The sequence below is a fragment of the Kitasatospora purpeofusca genome, from assembly GCF_034043715.1.
Lineage (GTDB): Bacteria > Actinomycetota > Actinomycetes > Streptomycetales > Streptomycetaceae > Kitasatospora > Kitasatospora purpeofusca_A.
Genome location: NZ_JAXCLC010000028.1, coordinates 33,631 through 57,821 on the forward strand (window position 1 = coordinate 33,631; position 24,191 = coordinate 57,821).

Below are 24,191 nucleotides of genomic sequence, written 5' to 3' on the forward strand. Positions count from 1 at the left end.
CCTCGATGGTTGATGATGTCAACCGATCTCCCTATGCTGGACCCATGCCCCAGACGCCCCGGCCCGCACCAGCGCCCTCCCCCGAAGAGCTGATGGACCGGCTCGCGCGGGCGGCAGCGTCCTACTACCGCCACTTCGCGACAGTGGCCGCCGAGCACGGGCTCACCCTGATGCAGGGCAAGACGCTCAGCCTGCTGGTCCGCCCCCGGTCCATGCGCGCCCTCGCCGACCTGCTGGCCTGCGACGCCTCCAACATCACCGGCATCGTCGACCGGCTCGCGGCCCAACACCTCGTCCGCCGGGAAACCGACCCGGCCGACCGCCGGATCAAGAACATCGTGCTGACCGAACAGGGCGAGCACACCGTCCACGGCATCCGGGCCGAGCTGATGTCCGGCCTCACCGCGCTCGAACACCTCACACCCGACGAGCGCGCCACCCTGCACACCCTGCTGGGCCGTGCATTCCCCGAGACCGCCGCCCCTCAGGACCAGCCCCTCCGTTCCCCTTGACCCGAGAGCGGACCGGACGAGGACGCCCGCGACGGGGAGTCGGGCCCGGAAGACGGTGGCGGGCGCCCGTGGAGTGCGGGGCCCGGGGCAGCAGCGGGGCGGCTTCGACGGTCGGGGCACCGGAAACGGAACCGCATTTCGGGCCGGGGCGCCCGGGTGGCGAAATCACCGGCCTTCGACACCGGACCCTGTCAGCATCCTCGGATGGAGATCCGTCGCCCCACCCGGACCGAAACCGTCAAGGCCGGCGAACACCTGTTTGACACCCCCCGGAGGGAGTCGGGGCAAGGCGGGCGAGGAGGGGCGCACTCGGAGTTGAGGTCGGCCCGGCCGACGGGCGCTGCTCGCCGGCACGACCGGCGCGGGGGCGCTCGCGGGCAGCATCGCCCTGGGCACCCGCGGCGCCCCGGCGGCGACCGCCGCGCCCACCGCCGCCCCGGCGGACTACGTGGTCGACGTCGTCGCCCAGGGCGCCGACCCGAGCGGGCGCACGCTCGCGCTCTCCGCCGTGGGCAAGGGCGTCCAGGACACCTGGTACACCGACGTCGAGTGGCAGGGCACCTGGAAGGCCGGCATCGACCTGGACGGGCCGGCCGGCACCTCCAACCTCAACAGCGAGACGGGCTGGGACCACTGTCAGATCAGCGGCTCCTACGCCAACGCTTTCCTGGTGATGGGCGGCAAGCCCACCGAGGGACAGCAGGACCAGTTCCTCAACTACTGGTTCCGTGACTGCAAGGTCGAGTTCCGGTCCGGCATCTTCGTACCCAACGAGCGCGGCGGGTCGATGAACTTCATCGGCGGCTCGTACAGCCCGCCGCACCGGCGGACGGGTCTCGCCGAAACATTCGTCACATCCCGTCGTATCCGATAGACATGGCCTGTCCGAGGCGATCGAGTCGGCGTGACGACACGTCCGACCGCCTTCCCGAGTCCGAGGGAACTCCCGTGGCCGACACCAGTACCCCGCCCACCGAGCCGCTGCACTACGCGGTGGACCTCACCCCGGCCGATGTCCGGGCCATCCATGCCTTCCTCCGCGAGCAGATCCTTCCGATGGAAGGGGACGGCGCGTTCGGCAGCGCGGAACAGCGCGCCGCTCGGGCGCTGTCCAGCCTCGTACGCACCGCGACCGCGCGCGCCGAGGCGACGCTCCAGCGTCTGATCGATACCCCCGACGACCGGCACCGGACGGACAATCTGAACAACCTCCGCCAGAGCTGGCAGTCCCTGGTGGAAGCCGCCGAGGAGTGGGCCGACACGCCCGGCTTCGACCGCCGCCGCTGGCGCGAGGTCGACGCCGACCCCGCCGCCGCGGCGCTGCGCCACCGGCTGGTCGCCAAGCAGCGGGCCGAATCCTCCGCCGACGCGAAGGCCTGACCCGCCGCCGCCGTGCCGCCCCTGTCCCTCCCCCGGCCGAACGGGGGCGGCACACCCGGCAGGAGCCCCGGCCCCACCGGGCCCCGGCCCACCGGTGGGGCCGGGTGGAGCAGCGGCACGGCGCGGGCGGGAGCGGCGGTGCGGGCGGGCGGTGGACGGCGGCGGCGACGACGGCGACCGCGACGAGTGCCGCCGTCCGGTCGGCACTCGGATGCCGACATGTCAGCTGAGGGCGCTCGAGCCCTCGTACGGGCCGCCGCCACTGCGGGCGACGGTCTCCCGGGCCGCACGACCTCCGAGCAGCCCGGCCGCCGCCACGAAGTCCGGCCGCAGACGACGCAGGGCCCGGCGACCGTACGACGCGGTCAGCAGGCCGGCCTCCTCGGGTCCCACCGCCCCGGCGCCGGTCGCCCCCGGCGCGGGGTGACGGCGGCGCAGGTCCCACAGCAGGCGCCGCCCGGCGAGGGTGCGCACCGGTGCGAGCAGCACGCCCAGCGCGAGCACGGCCACCGCCACTCCTGTCGGTGCGGCCTCCTGCGCGGCGCGACCAGGGCCACGACCCCGGCGGCGAGCGCCGTGAGACCCGCCGTCGCCAGCCGCACCCGGCCGCACCGCAGACCCCGTCCCGCCAAGTCGACTCGGATCTCCTCGCACGCCCGCCGGGGGACGGGAGGGCCGCGGACAACACCGGACGGCTCGAACACCCGAGGCCGCCCCGTGGCGTGGGACCGCCCCGGGAGCACCGGGGAGCAGGAACTATCGTGGGCGGACTCGAACAAGGAGCCGCACCATGGCCACCGCCCGCCCCCGCATCCTCTTCGTCTCCGACCTCGCCTACCCCGCCCGCGGACGGCGGTACTGCGACGAGGACATCCTGCTGACCTCGCGGCTGCGGGCGGAGTTCGACCTCGCGGTGTGCCACCCCCTGGACGCGGCCGCGCTGATGGACGGCTTCGACGCCGTCGTGGTGCGCAACAGCGGCCCGGTCCTGCACTACCAGCGGGCGTACGAGGCGTTCCGGGCGCAGGCCCTCGCCCGCGGCACCCGGGTCTACAACCCGCTCACCGGGCGCGGCGACATGGGCGGCAAGCAGTACCTGACCGAGCTGACCGCCGCCGGGTACCCGGTGATCCCGACGATCGACCGCGCCGAGGACCTGGCGCGGCTTCCCGCGACCGCGCAGTACGCGGTGAAGCCGAAGGCGGGCGCGGACTCCATCGGCCTGGTCTTTCTGGACCGGGCCGGGCTCGACGGCGTGGACCTCGGCGGGATGCTGGTCCAGCCTCGGATCGACTTCCGCCACGAGGTGTCGTTCTACTACGTGGACGACGCCTTCCAGTACGCCCTGTACGCGCCGGATCCCGAGCGCCGCTGGGAGCTGGAACCGTACCGCGCGAGCGCCGACGACCTCGCGTTCGCGGACCGGTTCGTGCGGTGGAACACCCTGGACCACGGCATCCAGCGCGTCGACGCCTGCCGCACCCGCGCGGGCCAACTGCTGCTGGTCGAGCTGGAGGACCTCAACCCGTACCTCTCGCTGGAACTGCTGGACAGGACGGAGCAGGACGCCTTCGTGCACGCGATGGCCGGCTCGCTGCACCGGTTCCTGGCCACCGACCCGGTTGCCGGTAAGAATGCTGTCACCAGCCGCGAACGAGGGGTGTCACGTCCGGCGACGTGCGGCGGGGTCGCGTTCGGCGACGTGTCGGGCGACTGAGCGGCCGGAGGCGGGGCGGGAGCGGGCCGGCAGCATCGGGGTGGAGGTGCCGTCCTCGGCGTCGTGCGTCAGGGCGCTGTGACGTAGGCGGTGGAGCGGCCACCCGTTCAGCTCCTCGATGTCCTCGGGTGAGGCGAGGGGGGTGGCCGGCAGCCGGGTGTTCTCCTCGAAGACTTCCTCGGCGCGGCGGTAGGAGAGCCGGGCCCGGCCCTTCTCCGGGCACGCGTCGAGCGTGGGTGTTCCGGCCGGGGCCTTGCGGTCGGTCAGGGTGGGCGAGGGCGCGGTCAGGAGCCGCTGACGGGCCGGCCGGCATCAGGGGCGGGTACCGGAGTGCGGGGTGGGTGGGGTCGCCGGGGGACGGCGGGGTGGGAGGGGGAAGAAGCCGCTGGTGCGGGCGGCGTAGGCGGCCCAGTCGGGTCGTTCGGGGGTGAGGTGGCGTTCGAGCATCGGTTTGCCGCTGCCGAAGGCGAGCAGGTAGGTCATCAGGAGCGGGCTGAGGACGAACGCCCAGCCGATGGGGCTGTCCGCGACGAGCAGGAACAGGCCCCACCAGACGCAGGCGCCGCCGAAGTAGTTGGGGTGGCGGGTCCAGCGCCACAGCCGCGGTCCATGATCCGGCCGCGGTTGGCGGGGTCGGCCTTGAAGCGGGCGAGCTGTCGGTCCCCCACCGCCTCGAAGAACAGGCCGACCACCCACAGTGCGGTGCCCGCCCAGGCGAGCGCGCCGGGCGGGTGGGGAAGGTACTGGGCCGCCTGCACGGGCAGGGAGACGAACCAGACGAGGGCGGCCTGGAGCAGGTAGACGATCCGCAGGGCGTACCGGGTGCGGGCCGGGCCCTCGGGGACGCGGGAGAGCATCCGGGCGTAGCGCGGGTCCTCGGGGGCGCCGCGGGAGCGCCGCGGGAGCGCCACCACAGGTGGGCGGACAGCCGCAGGCCCCAGACGGTGACGAGCAGGGTGGCCAGCAGGCGGCGCCCCGGGTCCCCGTAGTGGTCCGAGAGCGCGAAGCCGGTCAGCGCCACGGCGGTGAACGCGAGTCCCCAAGCCGTGTCGACGCCCCGGTGGCGCCCGGAGCGCACTCCGGCGGCGAAAGCGAGGAGGAGGACGGCGAGGGCGACGGCGGCCGTGACGGCGAGGTTGAGCCCGAGGGCGGCGGCGTTCACGGTCGGTCCTCGTCGCGAGTGAGGAGGAGTTGGTGGAGGTCGAGGTAGCCGGTGCGGAAACCGGCTTCGGAGTGGGCGAGGTAGAGCTCCCACATGCGCCGGAAGACTTCGTCGAAGCCGAGGGCCGCGACCTGCGGCGAGCGTTCGGTGAAGCGTTCGCGCCACAGGCGCAGGGTCTCGGCGTAGTGCGGTCCGAACGCGTCGTCGCGGGTGAGGCGCAGCCGGGTGTGACGGGTGGCGGTCCCGAACCGCCCCGAGGCGAGGAACTCCCGCAGGCTCGGCTCCCCGGCCCCCGGGTCGGCCAGCAGTCGGCGGGCGAGCCGGTGGAACCGGGGTACCTCGGCGAGCAGGCGCAGGTACCGGCGGCGGACCAGGACGTCGGGGCGGGCGAACAGCCCCACCGGTCCCCGCGCGCCCGCGTACTCGAGGCCGCAGCCGTCGCAGCGTACGGACATGCTCATCTCGCTGTCCCGGGTGCGGACGCCGAGTTCCGCGAACAGGTTCACCAGGTGCGGGTAGGTGCGCTCGTTGTGCACCAGGAATCCGGTGTCCAGCGGCACCGCCCGCCCGTCCCGGCCGACGGCCTCCTGGGTGTGGGCGTGGCCGCCGAGACGGTCGTCCGCCTCGAACAGCGCGACCTCCACCCCGGCCCGGGAGAGCCGGTACGCCGCGGTGAGCCCGGCGACGCCGGATCCCACCACCGCCACCGTGCGCGGACGCGCGCCGGGGCGTGGGGCGGCGGCGGCCGTGCCGAGGTGCGGCGCGGCGGGCGCCGTGCCGGCCTGCGGGGCCGCGCCCGCCTGCGGGTCCGGCGGGTCCGGCGCGGCGGAGACGGTGTCGAACACGGTCACGGGTTCCCCTCCCGACCGGGCCGCGGCGCGGCCCGCGATGTCGTCGCACCCGTTCTTCGCAACCGCGCCCGAATCGGATTGGCCCATGGCGACGGCCGCGGCGGTGCCGCCTCGCTTGCGCGTCGGCGACCGTCCTCGGCGGGCGCTGTCGTGGGTCGGCGGCTACGGCCTGGCCAAGGGCGGTCCGGGCCGTGGCCACGATGTACAAATAGGGCCGACGGAAGGGACCGGAACAGCGTCCGAGGGCAGCGGCGACGCCGTCAGCCTGCGGGGCGGGGCCCCGGTGTCGCACGGCCCGCGGGTCGGCGGCGGTCACCCTCACCCGGACGGCCGCCGGCGGATCGGTACTGTGGCCGCACAACCCGTTGAGAGGCTCCCTCCCCCATGGCCAAGAACGCCGCCGAACCACGTACCGCAGCCCGCAGGCCCCTGCTGCAGCTGACCGGCGTCAGCCGCTCGTACGGCGAGCGGGAGGTGCTGCACCCCGTGAGCCTGTCGCTGGCCGCCGGAGAGTGCGTGGCGCTGCTCGGACACAACGGATCGGGCAAGTCGACCCTGCTCAGGGTCGCGGCCGGACGCGACGCCCCCAGCAAGGGCACCGTGGTCTTCGACGGCATCCCGATGGACGAGAACGACCCCCGGGTCCGGGCCCGGGTCGCCGTGGTCGGCGACACCGTCGCCTGCTACCCCGACCTCACCGTCCGTGAGCACCTGCTGCTGGTCGCGGTCGCGCACGGGGTCGCCGACGCGGCCGACTGGGTCGCCCAGGTACTGGACGGCCGGATGCTCACGGAACGGGCCGACGCGCTGCCCTCGGCCCTCTCCTCCGGACAGATGCAGGCCTTGCTGCTGGCCTGCGCGCTGGTGCGCCCGCGCGATCTCCTGCTGCTGGACGAACCCGAGCAGCGGCTCGACCCGGACGCCCGCCGGCACCTCGCCGACCTGCTGAAGGCCGAGCTGGCCGACGGCGTCGCGGTGCTGCTGGTCACCCACCACACCGACCTGGCCCTGGACGTGGCCGACCGGGTGGTGGTGCTGGAGGACGGCAAGATCCTCAAGCAGGGCGCCACCCGCAAGGTGCTGGCGGCGGACTTCGCGGCCCGCGCCGCGGCAGGCTCGGCGGGTGCCCGGTGACCGCCGCTCCCTCCCCGAAAGCCGAAGCCGCCACCGAGACCGCCGCCGAGGCCGCCGCCGAGGCACGGACGGACGACGACTGGTCGGACGACCGGACGGCCGACGACTCGAACGGCGACGGCGGCTGGGCGGACGACGGCTCGACCGAAGACGGCTGGACGGACACCGACTGGTCCGAGGACTGGACCGACGAGACGCTCGCCCTGCTCCGCACCCTGCGCGCCCCGCACCGGCGCAACCGCGCCAAGTCGGTCGGCTACGCCCTCTACTGTGTGGTCCTCATCCTGATCATCTGGGGCGGCGTGCCCAGCCTCGGCCTGTTCCTCCAGGCCTCCATGGGCGCCGACTACACCGGCCACGGCGGCGACCTGCTCGCCGCGATGCCCGCCGGTATCACCGCGATCGGGCTGACCACCTTCCTCCTGCTGGTCCGGGACGGCCTGTGGCGCGGCCCGGTGGTGCCGCCCCGGGCGGCGGCCGACTGGCTGCTGATCCACCCCGTCCGGCCCCGTCCGGTGCTCCGGCCGTGGTTCTGGCTGTCCTGCGCGGTGGCCGCGTTCCCCGGTCTGGTGGCGGCGGTCGGCGGCATGGTCGCGCTCGGGCTCACCGTCCGGGCCGGCCTGCCGGCCGCGCTCGGCTGGTGCCTGCTCGGCGGCCTCGGCGTGCCGCTCCTGGCCACCTGCGCCGCGCTGGTGGTGGAGCGCAGCGACCGCGCCGCCCGCTGGGTGCGCCGGCTCACTCCGTATCTGACACTGTTGATCATGGCGCTGGCGGGGCAGGGCGCGCTGGCCGTCGCCGGTCACCCGGTGCGCTGGCTGGAGCTGGTCGAGATGTGGTCGGGGCCGTGGGGCTGGGCCGCGATCGCCGCGCTGGCGCCGACCTCCGCCGCCGTGGCGGGCGGCTGGGTGGCCGCCGCACTGCTGCTGGTGTCGACCGGGGCCGCCCTGGTGCTCGGCGACCGGGCCGCCGCGACAGTTCCGCTGGCCCGGCTGCGGGAGCGGGCCAGGACCGCCGCCGGGGTGCTGGCCGCGCTGCGGACCGTCGAGCTGCGCAGCGCGCGGCTGGCCGTGAGCAGCGCCAACGGCAGCGCCCGGCAACGCCGGCTCCGGCTGCCCGCGCCCCGGCGGGCCTGGCTGGTGGTGCCGTGGCGGGACACCCTCGCCCTGCTCCGCTCCCCCGCCCGGCTGGGCCGCGCGATGGTGCTGGTGGTGCCCGCGCTGCTCTGCGCCGTGCTCGCGCACGGCGCCGCGGGCGTGCTGTCCTGGCTGGCCACCGCCGTCGCGCTGACGTTCGGCTACCTGGCCGTCGCGCAGTTGCTGGAGCCCGCGCGGATCGAGACGGACGATGTCCGGCGGGCCTCCTGGTCGCCTTATCCGTTCGCCGCCCTGATGCTGCGCCATGCCGTCGTTCCGACGCTGGCCGGGGTCCTGCTGGGGCTGGCCTGCACCGGGGCGCTGCTGGCGGCGGGCACGGGCCCGGCGGCGTGGCTCGCACCGGCCGCCGCGCCGGCGCTGGTCGCGGCTGGGCTGGTGAACGCCTGCCGCGGGGTGCTGCGCAAGGACCTGATGTTCTCCCCGTCCCAGGGCGCCGGCGGTGGGACGGGCCCGTTGCTGTTCGCGGTCTGGTACGCGGCCGGGCCTGCCGTGGGTGTGGCGGCGCTGACGCCGATGTTCTCGTCGGCGCTGCGCGGCGGGGCGGCCGTGCCGGTCGGCAAGGCCGTCCTGATGGCGGTGGTGGTCGCGGTCCTGCTGCTGCGCTGGGCGCAGGCCAGGGCGGCGAAGATGAGCAGGGTCCGCCCCGGGGAGAGCACTTCCTAGATCCGTACTGCGCGGCTCGTCGATCTCCGACGCTTCGGCGCACCACCGCTCGGGCCCGGGCCGCACCCACGCGGGCCGGGCCCGTGATCATTCACAGCGGAGCGGCCGGGCCGCCTGTGCGCGTGAGCCGGAGTGTCAGCCACCACTTGACCGTGCCGAATCGTTGTCTGCGAATCGGGTCCCGGGTGTGACACTGACGACCGTGCCGACGCTGACGGAGATGAGGCGGTCCCGGTCCACCCCCGACGGGTGGGCTGCGGGCCCTCGGTCCTTCATCACAGCGAACGGTAACCATGCGCATATCTCTCACCGCCCGCGTCGCCCTCACGGCAGCGGCAGCCTGTCTCACGGCCGTTTCCGCCGGCCCGGTGGCCTTCGCGGTCACCGGCGGCACCTACACCGTCCCCGTCCACCAGGACCTCCCGATCACCGCCGCCGGGTTCGGCGAGCGCGAGGCGACATGCGGGTCGATCGGCGCCAACCAGGACGGCTGGCATTTCGTCCTGCCCGGCAACTCGACTGACTTCGTCACCCTCACCGTCGCCTTCGACAACGGCGCGCCGCAGGTCGTGACGACGTTCGGGCCGCCCACCACCAAGCACGCCTACGTCGGCTCCGCGCCCGGCGCCAAGCTCACCTCGGCGAGCGCCGAGGTCAAGGGCGGTGAGGTGCGGTGGTTCAACCTCTCGCACACCTGCCCGGCCACCGCCGTCACCCCCAGCGGCACGCCGTCGATCCCGGTTCCCAGCACCACGCCCACCAGCACCACCCCCACCAGCACCGTGTCGCCGAGCGCCTCCGTACCGCCCTCCGCCACGGTGTCGCCCAAGCCGACCGAGACCTCCAGCCCGTCCGCCGGCGCCTCGGCCGGTCCGAGCACCGAGGCCGTCGCCGGTGCGTCCAACTCGGCGGCCCCGTCCACCAGTGCCCCGGCCGGCAGGAGCGCCGAGGCCCACCCCGGCGAGTCGGCCTCCACCGGCCCGTCCACCGGTGCCGGTGCCGGCACCGCCACGGCGGCAGCGGGCTCGGACAGCCTGGCCTCGACCGGTGCCGACGTCGGCCTCACCGTGCTGGCCGCCGTCGCACTCGTCGGCGCGGGCAGTGTCCTCGTCATGCGTCGGCGCACCCGCCCGGGCCGACACTGACACACCCGGTCCGGACGGCAGGTCTGCTCCTGCCGTCCGGTTCCGGGGCGATCAGATCGTCAGGCCCGTCAGGCCCGTCAGGCACGTCGGGGAGGTCGGGAGCGGCGGCGCGAGCGGGATCCCCGATCGGGAGTGCAGCCCGAGCCGGTTACGAGCACGTCATCGAGAAGGCGGAACCGCCCTGCGGTGCCTCCTTGCCCGGCGCTGTGCTCTCGCGCCTGCTCGGTGGGTCACCAGCCGTTGCCTATCTCGCGCGCGGCGGTGAGCTGACCGGTACCACCGGCACCGGGGTAGACGTACAGATTGCCGTTGCCGTTGTTACGCGTCACGACATCAGGCTTCCCGTCACCCGTGTAGTCCGCGACACCCGCAAACGTGAAACTCTGCCAGCCACTGCCGATCTCCGTGGCAGCGGTGACCTGACCGGTACCACCGGCACCCGGGTAGACATACAGATTGCCGTTGCCGTTGTTACGCGTCACGACATCAGGCTTCCCATCACCCGTGTAGTCCGCGACACCCACAAACGTGAAATTCTGCCAGCCGATACCGATCTCGACGCCTCCGGCCAGGTAGCCCGTCCCACCCGTCCCTGGGTAGACGTACAGATTGCCGTTGCCGTTGTTGCGGGAGATGACGTCGGGTTTGCCGTCCCCGGTGTAGTCCGCGACACCGGCGAACGTGGCGTTGTTCCAGCCGGTGCCGATCTCGACGCGCGCCCGGCTGCTGTATCCGTCTCCGGCCCCGGGGAAGAGGTAGAGGCTGCCGCTCGCATCGTCCCGGGCGATGGTGTCGGAGTATCCGTCACCGTCGTAGTCGGCGGTTCCCGCGAAGGTCCATCCAGTGCCGGGAACATAGGCGGGTGCCGCGGTGAGAACGTTGCCGCGGACGTAGGCGCCCAGGGAGTTTCCTGCCGCTACTCCGGCGTCGGCGTCCCAGCGGTAGTGCACACCGAGGTAGATACGGCTCAGGGCGTTCTCTCCGGCTGCGGCGGTGAAGGTGGTGAAGGTGCGGGTGGCCCCTACTGCCTGCGGGTCGTCGGTGGTGGCGGTGAAGGTGACCTGGTCACCGAAGATGCCGCGCATCACCCCGGCCCAGGCCGCGCCGAAGGTGGCGTGCCCGGAGACGTAGGCGGGGAAGGGCGGGCTGAAGTGCTGGCCCGCCCGGTTGACGGACAGCGGCTGCCAGGCCGGGTCCGGGGTGACGGCCGGGCTGGTGCCCGGGTCCGCGAGGCGGATCGCGCTCTGCGGGCGCCACAGGTCGATGCTGCTCGCGTACTTGGCGTCCCAGGCGACGATCGAGGCGTCGGCCAGGGCCACCGCGACCAGAGCGAACAACCTGGCGTTCTCCGGCTGGGTCAGCCCCTTCTGCTGGGCGACCGTCTGGGTGATGTCGAACAGTTGGCCGGGCGGCTTGTAGGTACCGTCGACGTCGTTGGCCCAGAAGAACGCCTGTCCGGTCTGATCGGCGGTGCGGGTGGTGGAAGTGGCCGATCCCAGCGACTTGACCTCGTTGACCTGCGCGGCGTAGGCGGGGTCGGTCAGCAACGCCGCGTAGGAGGTGGCCTGCGCGGGAGGCTGGGGACGGAACTGTGCGCCCGAGGTCATGGCGAACGGAGCGAGCCGGCCCCAGTTGGGGTTGGTCGGAGCAGACTGCCCCGGGTCTGTGGGCCGCCAGGCGCCGGGCACGTTGTCCACGGCGTAGGACGGGTCCCAGGCGGGTGTGGTGCTGGGCCGGCTCTCGACCGCGACCCGGGCCACCTCGCTTCCGACAGCGGCTCCCTGGTCGCGGGCCGTCTCGGTGACGGAGGCCGGGATGGTGGCCCGTGCCGTGGCGAGGGCCTGGCCGAAGTCGGCCGCGAAGTCGTGACCGGGGTTGAAGCCGGGGAAGAGCCCGGTCAGGGTGTCGTGCGCGGCCTGGTCGATCGCCGCCTCGACCGAGGCGGTGGCGGGAGCCGGCACCACGGTCAGATACGGACGGAACCGGCGATCGGCGGCGGGCACGACCGAGTCCACCGCGTCCCAGATCGCCGTGTGCATCACGGCTCCCGCGTGCGCCAGAGGCCCGGGACCGGTGTTGCGGGTCTGCCGGTACGCGTCGAGCAGGACCTTGTTCCAGAAGATGACATGATCGGTCGGCCCGGACGCGGCCACCGCCTCTCCCGGCGGTGCCAGTACGGCGGACCCCGCGACGGTCAACACCGCGAGTGCCAGCATGCTGCTCCGCCGGCGTATTCGAACTGGTCTCATTCTTCCCCCTGGCCCAGAGATGTCAGTCGCGCCGGAGCATGCACCAGGGTTCGGCCAGGAATGCTCGCCGGCCGAACCAGAATGTGGCGCCCGCCCGATGGGGCGTGACCACATGCCAGACGCATGATTCGAACGCGTGCATGACCGAGAGGCTAACTGGGCCGGCTGCCCGGACGGGGGCATTCCGATAGACCCGGCCTCTCGCCTCCGCCCGCCTCAGGGCACGACTCCTGCTCCCGGCGGCTCGGCCGCGAGTCCGGCCGAGCCGCCTCTGCGGGAGGTCGGCCCCGGGACTGCTTGAAGCCCGAGGGGCACCGGATGCGTCCGGTGCCCCTCGGGGTGTGGTCGGGCCGGGTGGCCGTCAGCCCGTGAAGGTCACGTCCCAGTGGTTGCCCTCGTTGGCGTAGACGTTGCCCGAGGGGGCGGTGTAGAGGGTGGCGCCGTCGCCGCGGACACCGCTGTAGGCGAAGTTGCCGGTGATGTGGCTGGTGAGGCAGCCCACCATCGCGAAGTCCAGCTTGTAGCCGTTGGCGTGGCTGTAGGTACCGGCGGCGTGGCCGGTCTCGGTGCCTCCGGTGATGGTCAGGCCGCAGCCGCCCACGGCGTGCTTGAGCGCGACGGCGCCGTCCGCCGAGGCGCGGCGCAGGCCGTCGAAGGAGGTGCAGCTGCTGCTGTTGCGGTCGGAGCAGTTGCCCGAGGAGGACCAGGTGATGCCCGCGGAGGAGAGCAGCGCGGCGGCCTGGGACTGGCTGAGCAGGTCGCCGCTGCCGCCGCCGGTGCCGCCGCCCCCGCCGGAGAGCAGGGCGGACCAGGTAGCGGGGCCGACGATGCCGTCCACCGGGCTCAGGCCCGCGGACTGCTGGAAGCCGCGCACCGAGGAGTCGGTGCCGGCTCCGAAGGCGCCGTCCACGGAGAGGTTGGCGCCGCGGGCGTTCAGCTGGACCTGGAGCGCCTTGACGGCGTCGCCGTTGTCGCCCTGGCGGACGGTGACGATCAGCTTCGGCCAGGTGGCGCCGCCGACGACGCCGTCCACCGGGCTCAGGCCGCTGGCGCTCTGGAAGCTCTTGACCTTGGCCTCGGTCGCGGGGCCGAACGCGCCGTCGGCGCCGGTCGCGTAGCCGCGGGCGTTCAGCAGGTACTGGACGGTGGACACCTTGGCGCCCTGGTCGCCGTTGCGGACGACGGGCCAGCTCGCGGCGTGGGCGGCGGGGACGGACAGCACCGCCGCCAGGAGGGCGGCGAAGACCGCGGCCACTACGGCCGGGAAGCGCTTCACGGAAGTTCCTCACTTCTGCTGAGGGGGATGAGGGGACGAGGAGAAGAGGGGGGCGCCGTCGCCGGACGGCCCCGGGAACGGGCCGGGCTACCAGGTCGGCAGGTTCTCCCAGCAGGTGGTGCCCCAGTCGTGCTCGTTGTGGACGATCACCTCGAGCAGCTGGGAGCCGGTCTGGACGCCGACGATCCCGTCCACCTCGAGGTGGCTCGCGTACTGGAACTGGCGCACGGCGGTCTCGGTACGGGCGCCCCAGATGCCGTCGGTCTGGAGGCCGGCGTGCAGGGAGGCGTTCAGCGCGAGCTGCACGCACTTGACGCCGGTCCCCCGGTCGCCGTAGGCGATCTCGCCGACCGAGGACCGGGCGCTGGCCGTGCCCGCCAGGGCGGTGACCGCGAGGGCGGCGGTGGCCGTCACGACGGCGGCGCGCTTGATGACCGGGAACATGGGCATGGCGGGGCTCCTGGAGATGTGGGTGAGGGCGGCCGGAACGACCGTCGGCAGCCGACACTAGGAAGCCCCGACGACGTCCCGCGAACGTTTCGCGTCCCTGGGACGCCCTCCCTCACCGGCGCGCCGGCCGGGGACGGAGGCGGAGTCGTCGCGGCTGGTCGGGCGCGCTTCGCGCCGGCTCCGTACCGGGGCGGCGACGGCGTCCCACGGCGCCCGTCCGGGGCTCGCGGTGTCTCAACCTGAGCGGTCCCGGTGTCTCAAACCGCAGCTCAGGGCGGTGGTGTACGTCGTACCGTCCCAAAAGCAGGAAGATCGTGGATCTTCGTCCGGGGAATGGCACACAGTGGATCAAGCCGTAGCACGCGACCCGGGGTGGGCCGTGCTGCGGGAGGGCGCACCGCGGGGGCGGGGGGCTCGGCCGCCGGGAGACCGGTACGGCCCGTGGGGACCGGCCGGCGGGAGTGCGGCACGGCACCCGGCTCCGTCACGCGTCCTCGATCGCACCAGAACGACCTGGGGGTACAAACGATGGAGCATGTTCTTCTGTCCGGCGGCGCGGCGCAGGGCCCTGCCGACCGGCTCTCCGAGGAGCTTCGGTTACTGAAGTCGTCGTCCGGCCTGACCTACGCCCGGATCAGTGAGCGCACCCACTACGCGAAGTCCTCGTGGGAGCGGTGGGTGAACGGCAAGCAGTTCCCGCCGCGTGACGCCGTCGAGCGGATCGCCGCCGTCTGCCAGGCCGACGAACGGCGTCTGCTGGAGCTGTGGACCCTGGCGGAGTCCTGCCGCACAACGGCCGCCGCACCGGGCGCCGTCGGCTGCTCCGGTGCGCCCGGCGAGGGGGGCGCCGCCTCGCCGGACCGCCGGCAGATGGCCCTGTGGTCACTGACCGTGCTGGCACTGGCCCTGACGGCGGGTCTGGCGCGGTCCGTGGTCCAGGGACGGGAGCTGCGGCGCGGCACCCTTCCCGGCGGCATTCCCGGCGGAGCCCTTCCCGGCGGTATTCCCGGCGGAGCCCTTCCCGGCGGCATTCCCGGCGGCGGCGTGTAGGCACGAAGCGGGCAGGGCCCCACCCCGCCCGGGGTGGGGCCCTGCCCGCGTGCCGCTCAGTACCGGTTTCGGGACTGCCGGAATCAGTACCGGTCCAGAATCAGTACCAGTTGTGGGACTGCCAGAAGCTCCACGCCGAGCACGGGTCGCCGTAGCGCGACTTGATGTAGCTCAGGCCCCAGCTGAGCTGGGTGGCCGGGTTGGTCTGCCAGTCGGCGCCGGCGGACGCCATCTTGGTGGCCGGCAGTGCCTGCGGTATCCCGTACGCGCCGGACGAGGGGTTGGTCGCGTAGACCTTCCAGCCGCTCTCGTGGGTGTAGATCTCCTCCAGGCAGCCGAACTGCCCGCTCACGCTCCAGCCGAGGGCCGGGAACTTCCACTGCGCGGTGATCCGCACCGTCCGGGCGATCCCCAGCGCGTTCATGGTCGCGGGCCCGGCGACGCCGTCGACGCCGAGCCCGTGCGCCCGCTGCCAGGTGGCGACGGAGGAGGTCGTCCCCGCGCCGTAGGCCCCGTCGGCGCCGGAGCCGGCCGCGCGCTGGACCTCGGCGACCTTGTTGTGGAGGGCGAGTTCGGTCCTGGGGCCGTACACGCCGTCCTCGTCGAGCCCGTTGTCGCGCTGGAAGCCGCGGACGGCGGCGGTGGTGGCCGGGCCGTAGGCGCCGTCGACGCCGCCGCTCGCCAGATAGCCGATCCCGACCAGGTTGCGCTGGATCCAGGTGGTCGAGTCGACGGCCTGCGCCTGGGCGGGCAGCAGGGCGAAGGCGACGAGTGCGAGCACGGCCACGGCGAGGCCGCGCAGGGCTGCGATGTGTTTCACGGTCATCCCTTTCCGGTGCGCCTGTCGGACGATCAGGCGGTGCCGCCCACTCTCGGCCCGGGTACCGGCGTCCCACCACGGTCCGCGGTGTTCCAGGGACATCCCGCGACGGCCCGGACCGGCCCGGACCGGCCCCCGGTGCAACGGACGCGGCGCCGCCCGCGGTGACCTCGTCCGCGGGCGGCGCCGGAGCCGTACGGCATCGGGCGTCAGGCGAGCAGCCGGCTCCAGGTCCGGGCGTCGACCACGCCGTCGGCGGGCAGCGAGGCCGCGCTCTGGAAGGACGCCACCCCGGACTGCGTCCCGGGGCCGAAGGCGCCGTCGACCGCCACCGTGACACCGTGCGCGACCAGTTGGCTCTGCACCGCGGTCACCGCGCTGCCCGAGGCCCCGCGTGCGAGCGGCGCGACCGCCTGGCTCCACGTCTGGTTGCCCGCGACGCCGTCCGCCGAGGCGTGCACCGTGTTCTGGAAGGCCGTGACGGCGCTGCGGGTGGCGGGACCGAACGAGCCGTCCACGGTCAGGGAGGCGCCCCGCTGCACCAGCAGGTACTGCAGGGTCCTCACCCGCTCGCCCGAGGCGCCGCTGCTCAGGACCGGCCACACCGGGCCGGTCGGGTCCCCGCCGATCTGGGCGGCCACGTCGCGGCGCAGCTGCGGTATCAGCGCGTACAGGCGGTCGCCGGGGCACTCGGTGCTGTTGAAGTCGCGGTGCCCGTAGATCTGGTAGGCCCGCAGCCCGTACTGGCGGCAGATGTGGGCGATGAGGGCGACCAGCGCCGCGTACTGCTCGCTGCGCGGGTCGACGGTGCTGTAGGTGCCCTCGTTCTCGATGCCGATCGCCACCGTGTTCTGCCCCGTGCAGTGGGCGGACTCCACGTGCTGGGTGCCGCCGTCCAGCGTGGACAGGCTGTTGTGCCGGCCTTCCGTGATGTAGGCGCCGCGGCTGACGGTGAAGTGCTGGCCCGTGTCGATCCAGCCCTCGCTGTCCATCTGGTAGGTCTGCATCGACCTGGCCAGCGAGAACGCGGCGGCCTGCGAGTAGTTGGTGACGTTGGCGGTCGCGGTGTGGTGCACGATCACCTTGTCCGGCGCGCCGGGCAGGATGCCGAGCGGGCCGGACGCGGGCCGGGCGCCCCAGGCGGCCGTGGAGGCGATCACCGGGCCGGTGGCGGCCTGTGCCGTCCCGGAGGGGAGCGCGGCGGAGAACAGCGCGCCGGTGCCGAGCGCGAAGGCGCCGGCGAGCACCGAGCGGCGCCCGGGCTGGGAGAGGGTGGGGTCGGTGGTCATGTCGAGGGCTACCTGTGTCCTTCGGAGGGGAAGCGGGAGGTCCGGGGGCACGGCGGAGCACCGCTGCCCCCGCGCCTGCTGACGGCGCGAGGGCAGCGGTGGGCCGTGCGGATCCGGCGGGCGGGTCGTCCGGACGCGTCGTACGGACAGGTGCGTCCGGGCGGGTGCGTCCGGGCGGGCGCGTCCGGGCGGTGCGTCCGGGCGGTGCGTCCGGGCGGTGGGTCAGCTGGTGGGGATGACCGTGGGGCAGAACTCGATCTGGACCAGGTTGCCCGAGGGCTTGAGGTAGCCGTAGTAGAGGGCGTCGCCGGTCTTCGGGCCGACGATGCCGTCCGCCGAGAGGCCGCGGTGGTACTGGAAGTCGGTCAGTGCCGCGTAGGTCGCGTTGCCGTACTGGCCGTCGACCGCGATGGAGTACCCCGCGTTGCGCAGCCCCTGCTGCACGCAGGCGACCCCGTCGCCGTGCTGGCCGGGCTTGACGTACGGGACGCCCCGGTCGGCGTGGGCGACGCCGGCGAGCGCGGTGACGGCCATGGCCGCGGCGCCGAGGGTGACGGCTCCGCGCCGGAACACGTGCTTGATCATGGAAGGTTCCCCCATCTCGGAAGCGGTCACGGGCCGCCCCGGCAGGGCACTCCCCCCAGGTCTGCGGCCCGTGACTCGGACACGGCCCATGCTCGGCGCCGCGCCACCCGTCCCACCAGGGCCTTCCCGTCCCTGGGACATCCTGGACCGACCGGGGCGACCGCCCCGGCCCGCGCTCGTCCTCACCCTCCCTCTTCCCGCGCCGTCCCCGCCCCGTCCCGGCCCCGTCGCCGCCCCGTCGCCGCCCCGGTCCCCGGGGTGGGATGCCGCCTTCCTGCCGGGAACCGGAACGCGCGACGGCGGGAGGACCGGCCGCTGCCGGCCCCGCCCCCGCCCCGGGGGGCCGGTGTCAGAAGCAACGGGTGAAGCCGTACCTGATGGTCCGCCAGTACACCCGGCCGTAGAGGCAGCGGTTCGTGTTGAGGGCGTAGCTGGCGTATCCGCTCGCGAGGCTCAGCGTGAACCCGACGACGATGCCCGGAACGCCTCCCACGAGGGCGCCGATCGCACCCGCCACCATCCACCAGAAGCTCGCCACCGCGTTGGTGATCTGGCGGTCGAAGCGGATCCCGACACCGTTCCAGTGCCACTCCAGTTTCACCCGCCACAGGCCCGACGGGTCCGCGTTGGTGACCGGGTTCTGGTCCGCGTAGTCGTAGGCGTTGGCGCTGCCGTACGGCACCGGGTCGGTCTGCAGGAAGCGTCCGCTCGCCGGGTGGTAGAGCCGCGCGCCCATGAGGAGGTCTCCGGTCGGCGTCTCCGCCGAGCGCCGCGGGCCGCCCAGCCAGCCGTAGCGCACCGGCTGCTGGCCCGCCCTGGGCACTCCGAACTCGTCGAAGCCCAGCACCGCCGGAACTGCCCCGGCCGCCGTGGGCAGCAGGACCGCGACGTCACCGTGCAGGTTGGTCAGGGTCAGCACGGTGTCCCCGGTGGCCGAGGTCAGGGCGCCGAGCCCGCCGCCCGGGGCGAGGACGGAGCGGGTGACGGCGCCGGCCGTGTTCTCCGCCGTCCAGCGCGGGTTGTCGGTGTCGTCGCCGTAGTGGTCGGTCCTGACGCCGGTCTGTACCCACGTCCCGCCGTTCAGGGCCTCGATGGTCCAGCCGCGTCGGCGCGACTGCGGGTCCAGGGTCCAGGTCTGGCGCGCGGCGGGGGTGGCCTGCGACCGCACCAGGTCGTTGGCGTAGTAGCCGTTGGTGACGCCGCCGGGTTGGGCCGTGGTCCGGCCGAAGGCGTCGTAGGCGTAGCCGGGGTCGGTCAGCCGGTCGGCGCTGTCGTAGGCGGAGGCGGCCGGGGTGGTGCCGGTGCTGGTGCAGTCGGCGCCGGGCGGGGCCGCGGTGCTGCCGCGGGCGGTCCGGTTGCTGTTGCGGTCGTAGCCGTAGGTGCGGGTGGTGCAGACGCCGTCGACCGTGTCGGTGGCCGTGACCAGCCGGCCGGCGCCGTCGTAGCCGAAGGTCTGTGCGGAGGTGCGGCCGGCGTTGCCGGTGTGGCCGGTCCACTGGCCCTGGGCGGTGATCGCCACCGTGTCGGTCAGCACGGCCGCGCCGTCGCTGTCGCGGGTGTACGTCAGCGTGGTCGCCGCCCCGGTGGGGTCGGTGATCTGGCGGGCGGTGTAGCCGCCGGGCAGGCCCTGCGCGTCGGCGGCGCCGTCGGCGTTGTAGTGGGCCGTGAAGGTCCCGGCGACCGAGTCGGCCACCGCGGTGACCAGGCCGCGCGGCTCGGCGGCGGTGTCGTAGGTGTAGGTGGTGGTGGACGGCACGCTGTCGGTGACGGCGGCCGGCCGGTTCAGGGCGTCGAAGGTGGTGCGGGTGACGCCGCCGTCGGCGTCGGTGTACGCGATCTGACGGCCCAGCCGGTCGAACTGGCGGGTGACGGTGCCCGCGCCGGAGGTGGCGGTGGTCACCGCCCGGCCGGTGGCGGGGTCGTACCCGGTGGTGACGGCGGGCACGGCGGCGCCGGTGCCGCCGGTCACGGTGACCGTGGTGGGACGGCCCGCCGCGTCGTGGTCGCGGACCGTGGCCCGGGTGACGCCGTTGGCCGTCTCGGTCAGCTTGGTGAGCTGTCCGTACAGGCCGTACTCACTGGTCCTGATGGGGAGTTGGGACGGGTTCTGGCCGCCGCCGGTGATGTCGGCGGCGGGGCCGGTCGTGCAGACCGCGTCGGCCCACTCCGGCCTGCCGCCGCAGGGGCCGGTGCCGTCGCCGGTGTAGTAGGTGGTGAGGGTGGCCCCGGCGTCGGTGCCGGAGGACGCCGGCAGGGTGGTCCGGGTGACCTGGCCCTGGGCGTCGTAGGCGGTGGTCTTCGTCAGGTCGAGCCCGCCGGCGTCCTGGGTGGTGCTCACCGACCGGCCCTGGGTCCAGTCGTACCCGGTCCGGGCGGTGCGGGCGTCGGCGAACAGGGCGGGGTGGGAGCGCGGTTGGGCGCCCACCGTCATGGCGGTGACCTGGTCGCGGGTGACCGCCGTGCCGTCGGTGGGCCGGCCCGCGTCGTACTCGCGGACCGTACGGGTGCGGGCCGCGATCTGGTTGCCCGCCAGGGCCACGGTCGTGGCACCGTCCGTCAGCGGGGCGGCCAGGGCGGTGCGGCGCAGCGGGTCGAGGGTCTCGGTCTCGCGGGTGCCGTCCGGGCTGTAGAGGTGCTCGGTGGACAGCAGCCGGGCCCGTTCGGCGGCCCCGGCGCCGCTGATGCCGAGGTCGGTCAGCGCCGCCCGGTCGGCGGGACTCGAGCCGAGGGCGAGCAGTCGGTTGGCGGGCGTCAGCTGCCGGACGGTGTTGCCGTACCGGTCGTACTCGGTGACCGCGATGTTCCCGCCGGGCTGGGCCGTGTCGACCGGCCGGCCGGAGGCGTCGAGGTAGCTCACGCTCGCCCGGGTGTAGGCGCCGGCGGGCAGGGCCCGGCCGTCGCTCGACGCCGGCACCTGGTCGGCCGGGAACACCGCGGTGGCGTCGGTCGGGTTGTCGCGCTGGCCCCAGCCGGCGGTGGCGCCCGCGCCGAGGTCGTACGGAGCGCCGGCGCCGGTCAGCGGGACGCCGTAGACCAGGGTGGTCGTCGCCGTCCCGTCGGTGCGGTCCGCGCTGCCGGGGGCGAGGGTCGGGCGGGAGGCGGACAGCAGCATGCCGTCGCCGGCCGCCGCCGAACCGCCGGCCCGGCCGTAGGCGAAGGTCCAGGGGAGTTCGCCGGGCGGGGTGAGCCCGACCACGCGCCCCGCGTCGTCGTAGGCGTAGGCGGTTTTCAGGGCGGGGCTGGTCCGCGGGTCCCAGGTCTCCCTCAGCCGGCCCAGGTCGTCGTAGGCGTAGCGGGCGACGTCGGTGGCGGTGCCGCTGCCCGCCCCGGGCGCGGTCGCCCAGAGCCGGACGGCCGAGACCTGGCCGGCGAAGTCCCCGGACACGGTGGCGGTCGCGGTGGTGGCCGGCGCGTAGACGAACTCCAGGACGCGGCAGCCCCGGGTGGCGGGGGCGGCCTCGCACGCGCCGAGCGTCACCGCGCTGCTCGCCGCGATGACGCGCCGCGGGCGGGCGAGGGTGGCGCCGTCGGGGCCGGGGACGGCCTCGGAGACGACCTCGGTGGTGGAGTTCGCCAGCCCGTCGGAGAGCGAGGTGGTCACCGTCCAGGCCGTCGCGGCGGGCGTGACCTTGGCGAAGGTGGTGACGGCGCCGTCGGTACCCGTCAGGGTGAAGGTGCCCGCGAAGCCGCCGGTCAGTGTGAGGTCCTCGGAGCCGGGCTCGGGCACCCAGCCGGTGCCCGCCGCGTCCGCCGTGAAGCGGATCCCGGTGCCGGACTTGGTGGCCACGTCGAGCGAGGTGTCGGAGGTGCGGCGGAGGGCGGTGTAGGTCGGGTTGGTGCGGGCGGCGACAGTGCCGGACACCCACTCCTTGCCGAAGATGGCGGCCTGGCCGTCCTGTCGGGCCCCGGCGTCCGGGACCCTGGATCCGGCGGTGCGGGTGACCGCCATGTCGAAGGCGGAGGCGTCGGTGGCGCTCAGGCCGAAGCTGCCGGTGAGCAGGTTCACCGAGCCGGGCCCGACCGCGGTGGATGTGGCGACCTCGGCGGTCCGGTCGACCACCACCTTGACGGTGTCCGAGGCGGCCGCGGCCGCGTTCGGCCCGGTGAAGTCGGCGCGGACCTGGACCGCCCCGTCCGGGGTGACGGTGTCCGTCGCGGTCCACACCAGCGGGCGGCTGACCCCGGCGGCCAGCGGCTGCGGCCAGGCCGGGACCGGCTGCCCGGCGTCGGTGACGGCGCCGGGCGGGATCGGCGCCCAGGCGTCGGCGTCGGAGCGGCGCCAGGAGAAGGTCACGGCGTCGAACCGGCTGGAGTCGGCCTCCGCGGACAGCGGGAGCCGGGCCGGGACGCGCCGTCCCTCGTCGACCCCGACGAGCCCGCCGGCACCGGCGTGGAAGGTGTACGTGAACGGCTCGGACCGGTTGTCCGCCTGGTCGACCGCCCGCACCTGGAGGGTGTTGGTGCCGCCCCTGGCGGGCGTGATCTGCAGCGGGACCGGCGTGGCGGCGCCGTTCGTCGCCACTCTGGTCCACCCGGCCCCGTCGAGCGACCACTCGATCCACCGGTGGTCGGCGGCGGGCGGGGTGACCACGAAGACGCCTGGCTGGCCCGCGCCCTTGACCCAGCCGGTCTGGGGGTAGTCGGCCGAGGTGACCGACACCGGGGCCGACGGCGCGCTCGTGTCGACGGTGAACCGCTTCCAGGGCGACCAGCCGAGGTTGTAGTGGGTCCCGTCGTACGGGTTCGAACGGAAGCGGTAGCTCCGGCCGTTGACGAGCAGGCCGGCCGGCACCGTGACCGAGACCGGCTGGCCGCTGGCCCCGTAGGGGGAGACCAGGAGGTTCCCGACCTGGGTGTCGGTGGTGTCCTCGAAGATCTGGAACGTGCCGTCGACCCGGTCGTTGTTCAGGTCGGCGAAGGTGTCCCGCAGCGTCGGCGTGAGGGTGTTCACGGCGTAGCCGCCGTCGGCCGGGAAGAACGGCGGTCCGGCCTGGAGGTCGGTGCCGGTCCTGGGCCGGTAGTTGTAGGTGACCGAGAGCCTGGGGATCTGCGCGGCGGCGGCGTTGCCGGAGTAGAAGCGCTTCCACCCGGCGGTGCCGGCCTCGTTGGCGGCCCGGATGCCCAGCCCCTGGACGGCGGTCGAGGGCTGCCCCGCCCAGTACTGCAGCAGGGAGGTCACGTCGGCGCTGACGTAGCCGCCGTTGGACAGTTCTGGCCCTTGGTCTCGGTGGAGGTGGCGTACCGCTGGTACCAGTTCGGCTGCGCGGTCCACCGGCTGGTGGTCTTCCCGGTGCCGGTGTCCCACACCTCCCAGGCGGCGGGCGCCTGGCAGTTCCAGGAGTGGTAGTTGAACAGCGACAGGGTCGCGCTGGAGACCAGCGCGTCCTTGATCGGCGCCATGTCCCAGCTGATGAACGAGCGCGCGACCCGCGGCTTGGTGTTGGGCCCCGGGTCCGCGTAGTCCCCCGGCCAGCCGATCTTCAGCTCGGTCGAGGCGGACTCGTCGACCGTGTCGCCCTGCTGGACGAAGGTGTCGAACACGTCGGAGAGCACCGTGTCGGACGGGTCGACGGTGACCGGGTAGCGCGTCGCCGGGTCCGCCAGGAACGCCGCGTCGGGGCTCAGCCGCAGTTCGATGTCGTCGCCGGACTGCGTGACCGTGAGCCCGACCGGCGCCCTGCGGGTGTGCTCCAGCGAGCGCTCGTCGACGGTGGCGTCCCACATGACGGGGGCCGGCATGGTGCTGAGCCGGCGGCCGGAGGCGCGCTCGCTGAACTCCACCGAACCGTCCGGCTGTTGGACCGCGGTGACCCCCGGGGCCCGGATCGGCAGGACGAAGGTGGCGTCCTCGGCGGGACGGCGCTTGAGCAGCAGCGACTGCTCGTACCCCGTCCGGGTGGCGTCGATGACGAGGTCCGCGCCGGGCAGCACGTCCGGGTAGGTGGCCCGGGAACCGTCGGTCTGCGGCTGGGGCAGGCCGCCCTTCCAGCGCATCGACACGCTGCGGTCGCCGGCGGAGAGCGTGATCAGGTCCTGCGCCGGGGCGTTCACCGCCCCGGCGAACGACGCGGCCCGCCCGCCCTTCGCGGCGGCCAGGGTGAGCCCGCGCGGATGCGCCTTGGATGCCACGGAGCCGTCGGGCTGCCGTCCGAACGACACGTCGACGTCCACCCAGTCGGTGCCGCGCCGGAACCGGACCGGTCCGGCGGCCGTGTCGGTGGTCAGCGTGCCGTCGGGGTTCGCCCAGGTGGTCGCGGTCTCGCTGCGCGCCCCCAGCACTTCGACCCGGCTGCCGCGCAGCTTCGCGGTGAGCAGGGCCGAAGCGGTGTCGGACACCGCGGCGGCGGGCGGCGGCGCCTGCGGGCCCGGCTTCGGCGGCCCTGCGGCGGCGCCCTCCACCCCCGTCAGCAGACTCGCACCGAGCGCCCCCGCCACCACGGCAGCCGTCAGCGCGCGCCGTTTCCCGCGTTTCACCCGCCGTGCTCGGAGCATGCGTGCGGACATGTCCCCACCCCCCGTCCCAGGCGGCCGGGGCGACCGCCATCCGGCTGATGGTATAGACATGTCAGAAACGCCGACCAGCCTCCCTCCGGCCATTCCCCGGCCGTCACCCCCGGCCCCACCCGTCCGTCCGCACCCCAGGGACCGGCCACGGAAGCCCCACCGCCACCCGCACGCCCGGGCGCCCCACCCCCACCGCCGCCCGATGACGGGAAAACCCCCTGCCGGCGGTCACGGGGAGGACATCCTGCTG

General features: G+C 74.2%; 17 protein-coding genes and 3 pseudogenes. 8 read left to right on the plus strand and 12 right to left on the minus strand.

The features are described from left to right. Window positions 1–44 precede the first annotated feature (44 nt). The 3 genes from SM793_RS16600 (at window position 45) to SM793_RS16610 (ending at window position 1,892) form a co-directional block, all read left to right on the plus strand. The gene (locus SM793_RS16600) at window positions 45–512 is read left to right on the plus strand and encodes a MarR family winged helix-turn-helix transcriptional regulator (protein ID WP_320438953.1); all 468 of its coding nucleotides are present in this window, start codon (window positions 45–47) and stop codon (window positions 510–512) included. 448 nt (window positions 513–960) lie between these two features. Then, window positions 961–1,386, plus strand: coding sequence for a hypothetical protein (locus SM793_RS16605; protein ID WP_320438954.1), 426 nt, complete (start codon window positions 961–963; stop codon window positions 1,384–1,386). Between the two features lie 74 nt (window positions 1,387–1,460). Continuing rightward, entirely contained in the window at window positions 1,461–1,892 is a 432-nt protein-coding gene (locus tag SM793_RS16610) for a hypothetical protein (RefSeq protein ID WP_320438955.1), read from the plus strand. Window positions 1,893–2,114: 222 nt separating this feature from the next. Here SM793_RS16610 and SM793_RS16615 read toward each other — a convergent pair whose 3' ends face one another. Next, complete coding sequence (locus SM793_RS16615; RefSeq protein WP_320438956.1) at window positions 2,115–2,402, minus strand: hypothetical protein; 288 nt, start codon at window positions 2,400–2,402, stop codon at window positions 2,115–2,117. Window positions 2,403–2,682: 280 nt separating this feature from the next. Here SM793_RS16615 and SM793_RS16620 point away from each other — a divergent pair, with 280 nt between their 5' ends. Then, window positions 2,683–3,609 (plus strand): hypothetical protein, encoded by a 927-nt coding sequence (locus tag SM793_RS16620; protein WP_320438957.1) that lies wholly within the window; start codon window positions 2,683–2,685, stop codon window positions 3,607–3,609. A gap of 312 nt (window positions 3,610–3,921) precedes the next feature. On the opposite strand, the pseudogene SM793_RS16625 reads toward SM793_RS16620, so the two are convergent. From SM793_RS16625 to SM793_RS16635, 3 pseudogenes are all read right to left on the minus strand, one after another. Next, window positions 3,922–4,771 (minus strand): annotated as a pseudogene (locus tag SM793_RS16625) (DUF1295 domain-containing protein). Further along, window positions 4,768–5,007: pseudogene (locus SM793_RS16630) on the minus strand (class I SAM-dependent methyltransferase); the annotation flags it as partial. The pseudogenes SM793_RS16630 and SM793_RS16625, both read right to left, overlap by 4 nt. Window positions 5,008–5,016: 9 nt before the next feature. Next, window positions 5,017–5,478: pseudogene (locus SM793_RS16635) on the minus strand (FAD-dependent oxidoreductase); the annotation flags it as partial. Between the two features lie 528 nt (window positions 5,479–6,006). On the opposite strand from SM793_RS16635, the gene SM793_RS16640 reads away from it, so the two are divergent. From SM793_RS16640 to SM793_RS16650, 3 genes are all read left to right on the plus strand, one after another. Further along, the gene (locus SM793_RS16640; protein WP_320438958.1) at window positions 6,007–6,756 is read left to right on the plus strand and encodes an ABC transporter ATP-binding protein; all 750 of its coding nucleotides are present in this window, start codon (window positions 6,007–6,009) and stop codon (window positions 6,754–6,756) included. After that, window positions 6,753–8,573: a hypothetical protein gene (locus tag SM793_RS16645; RefSeq protein WP_320438959.1), complete on the plus strand. Its 1,821-nt coding sequence runs from the start codon at window positions 6,753–6,755 to the stop codon at window positions 8,571–8,573. Before SM793_RS16640 ends, SM793_RS16645 begins: the two co-directional genes overlap by 4 nt. 293 nt (window positions 8,574–8,866) lie before the next feature. Then, window positions 8,867–9,718, plus strand: coding sequence for a hypothetical protein (locus tag SM793_RS16650; RefSeq protein WP_320438960.1), 852 nt, complete (start codon window positions 8,867–8,869; stop codon window positions 9,716–9,718). A 230-nt stretch (window positions 9,719–9,948) separates the two neighbouring features. On the opposite strand, the gene SM793_RS16655 is transcribed toward SM793_RS16650, so the two are convergent. The 3 genes from SM793_RS16655 to SM793_RS16670 all read right to left on the minus strand — a co-directional run bounded on the left by SM793_RS16655 (window position 9,949) and on the right by SM793_RS16670 (window position 13,693). After that, the gene (locus tag SM793_RS16655; protein WP_320438961.1) at window positions 9,949–11,934 is read right to left on the minus strand and encodes an FG-GAP-like repeat-containing protein; all 1,986 of its coding nucleotides are present in this window, start codon (window positions 11,932–11,934) and stop codon (window positions 9,949–9,951) included. Window positions 11,935–12,328: 394 nt separating this feature from the next. Next, window positions 12,329–13,243 carry a peptidoglycan-binding domain-containing protein gene (locus SM793_RS36445; protein WP_413815973.1) on the minus strand — a complete coding sequence of 305 codons (915 nt, stop codon included), beginning with the start codon at window positions 13,241–13,243 and terminating at the stop codon, window positions 12,329–12,331. Between the two features lie 87 nt (window positions 13,244–13,330). After that, on the minus strand, window positions 13,331–13,693 hold the full coding sequence (locus tag SM793_RS16670) for a peptidoglycan-binding domain-containing protein (protein ID WP_320438962.1): 363 nt from the start codon (window positions 13,691–13,693) through the stop codon (window positions 13,331–13,333). Window positions 13,694–14,221: 528 nt separating this feature from the next. Here SM793_RS16670 and SM793_RS16675 point away from each other — a divergent pair. Then, the gene (locus SM793_RS16675) at window positions 14,222–14,743 is read left to right on the plus strand and encodes a helix-turn-helix domain-containing protein (RefSeq protein ID WP_320438963.1); all 522 of its coding nucleotides are present in this window, start codon (window positions 14,222–14,224) and stop codon (window positions 14,741–14,743) included. A gap of 100 nt (window positions 14,744–14,843) precedes the next feature. Here the strand turns inward: SM793_RS16675 and SM793_RS16680 are convergent, their stop codons facing one another. The 5 genes from SM793_RS16680 to SM793_RS16700 form a co-directional block, all read right to left on the minus strand. Next, a complete protein-coding gene (locus SM793_RS16680) occupies window positions 14,844–15,563 on the minus strand; it encodes a peptidoglycan-binding protein (protein ID WP_320438964.1) in 720 nt (239 codons plus the stop codon). A gap of 209 nt (window positions 15,564–15,772) precedes the next feature. Further along, window positions 15,773–16,852, minus strand: a complete 1,080-nt coding sequence (locus SM793_RS16685) for an N-acetylmuramoyl-L-alanine amidase (protein WP_320438965.1) — start codon at window positions 16,850–16,852, stop codon at window positions 15,773–15,775. Window positions 16,853–17,074: 222 nt separating this feature from the next. After that, window positions 17,075–17,437: a peptidoglycan-binding domain-containing protein gene (locus tag SM793_RS16690; RefSeq protein WP_320438966.1), complete on the minus strand. Its 363-nt coding sequence runs from the start codon at window positions 17,435–17,437 to the stop codon at window positions 17,075–17,077. 349 nt (window positions 17,438–17,786) lie between these two features. Then, window positions 17,787–22,616, minus strand: a complete 4,830-nt coding sequence (locus SM793_RS16695; RefSeq protein ID WP_320438967.1) for an RHS repeat-associated core domain-containing protein — start codon at window positions 22,614–22,616, stop codon at window positions 17,787–17,789. Beyond that, the gene (locus SM793_RS16700; protein WP_320438968.1) at window positions 22,613–23,941 is read right to left on the minus strand and encodes a hypothetical protein; all 1,329 of its coding nucleotides are present in this window, start codon (window positions 23,939–23,941) and stop codon (window positions 22,613–22,615) included. The genes SM793_RS16695 and SM793_RS16700 overlap by 4 nt, the downstream gene beginning before the upstream one ends. Between the last annotated feature and the right edge of the window lie 250 nt (window positions 23,942–24,191).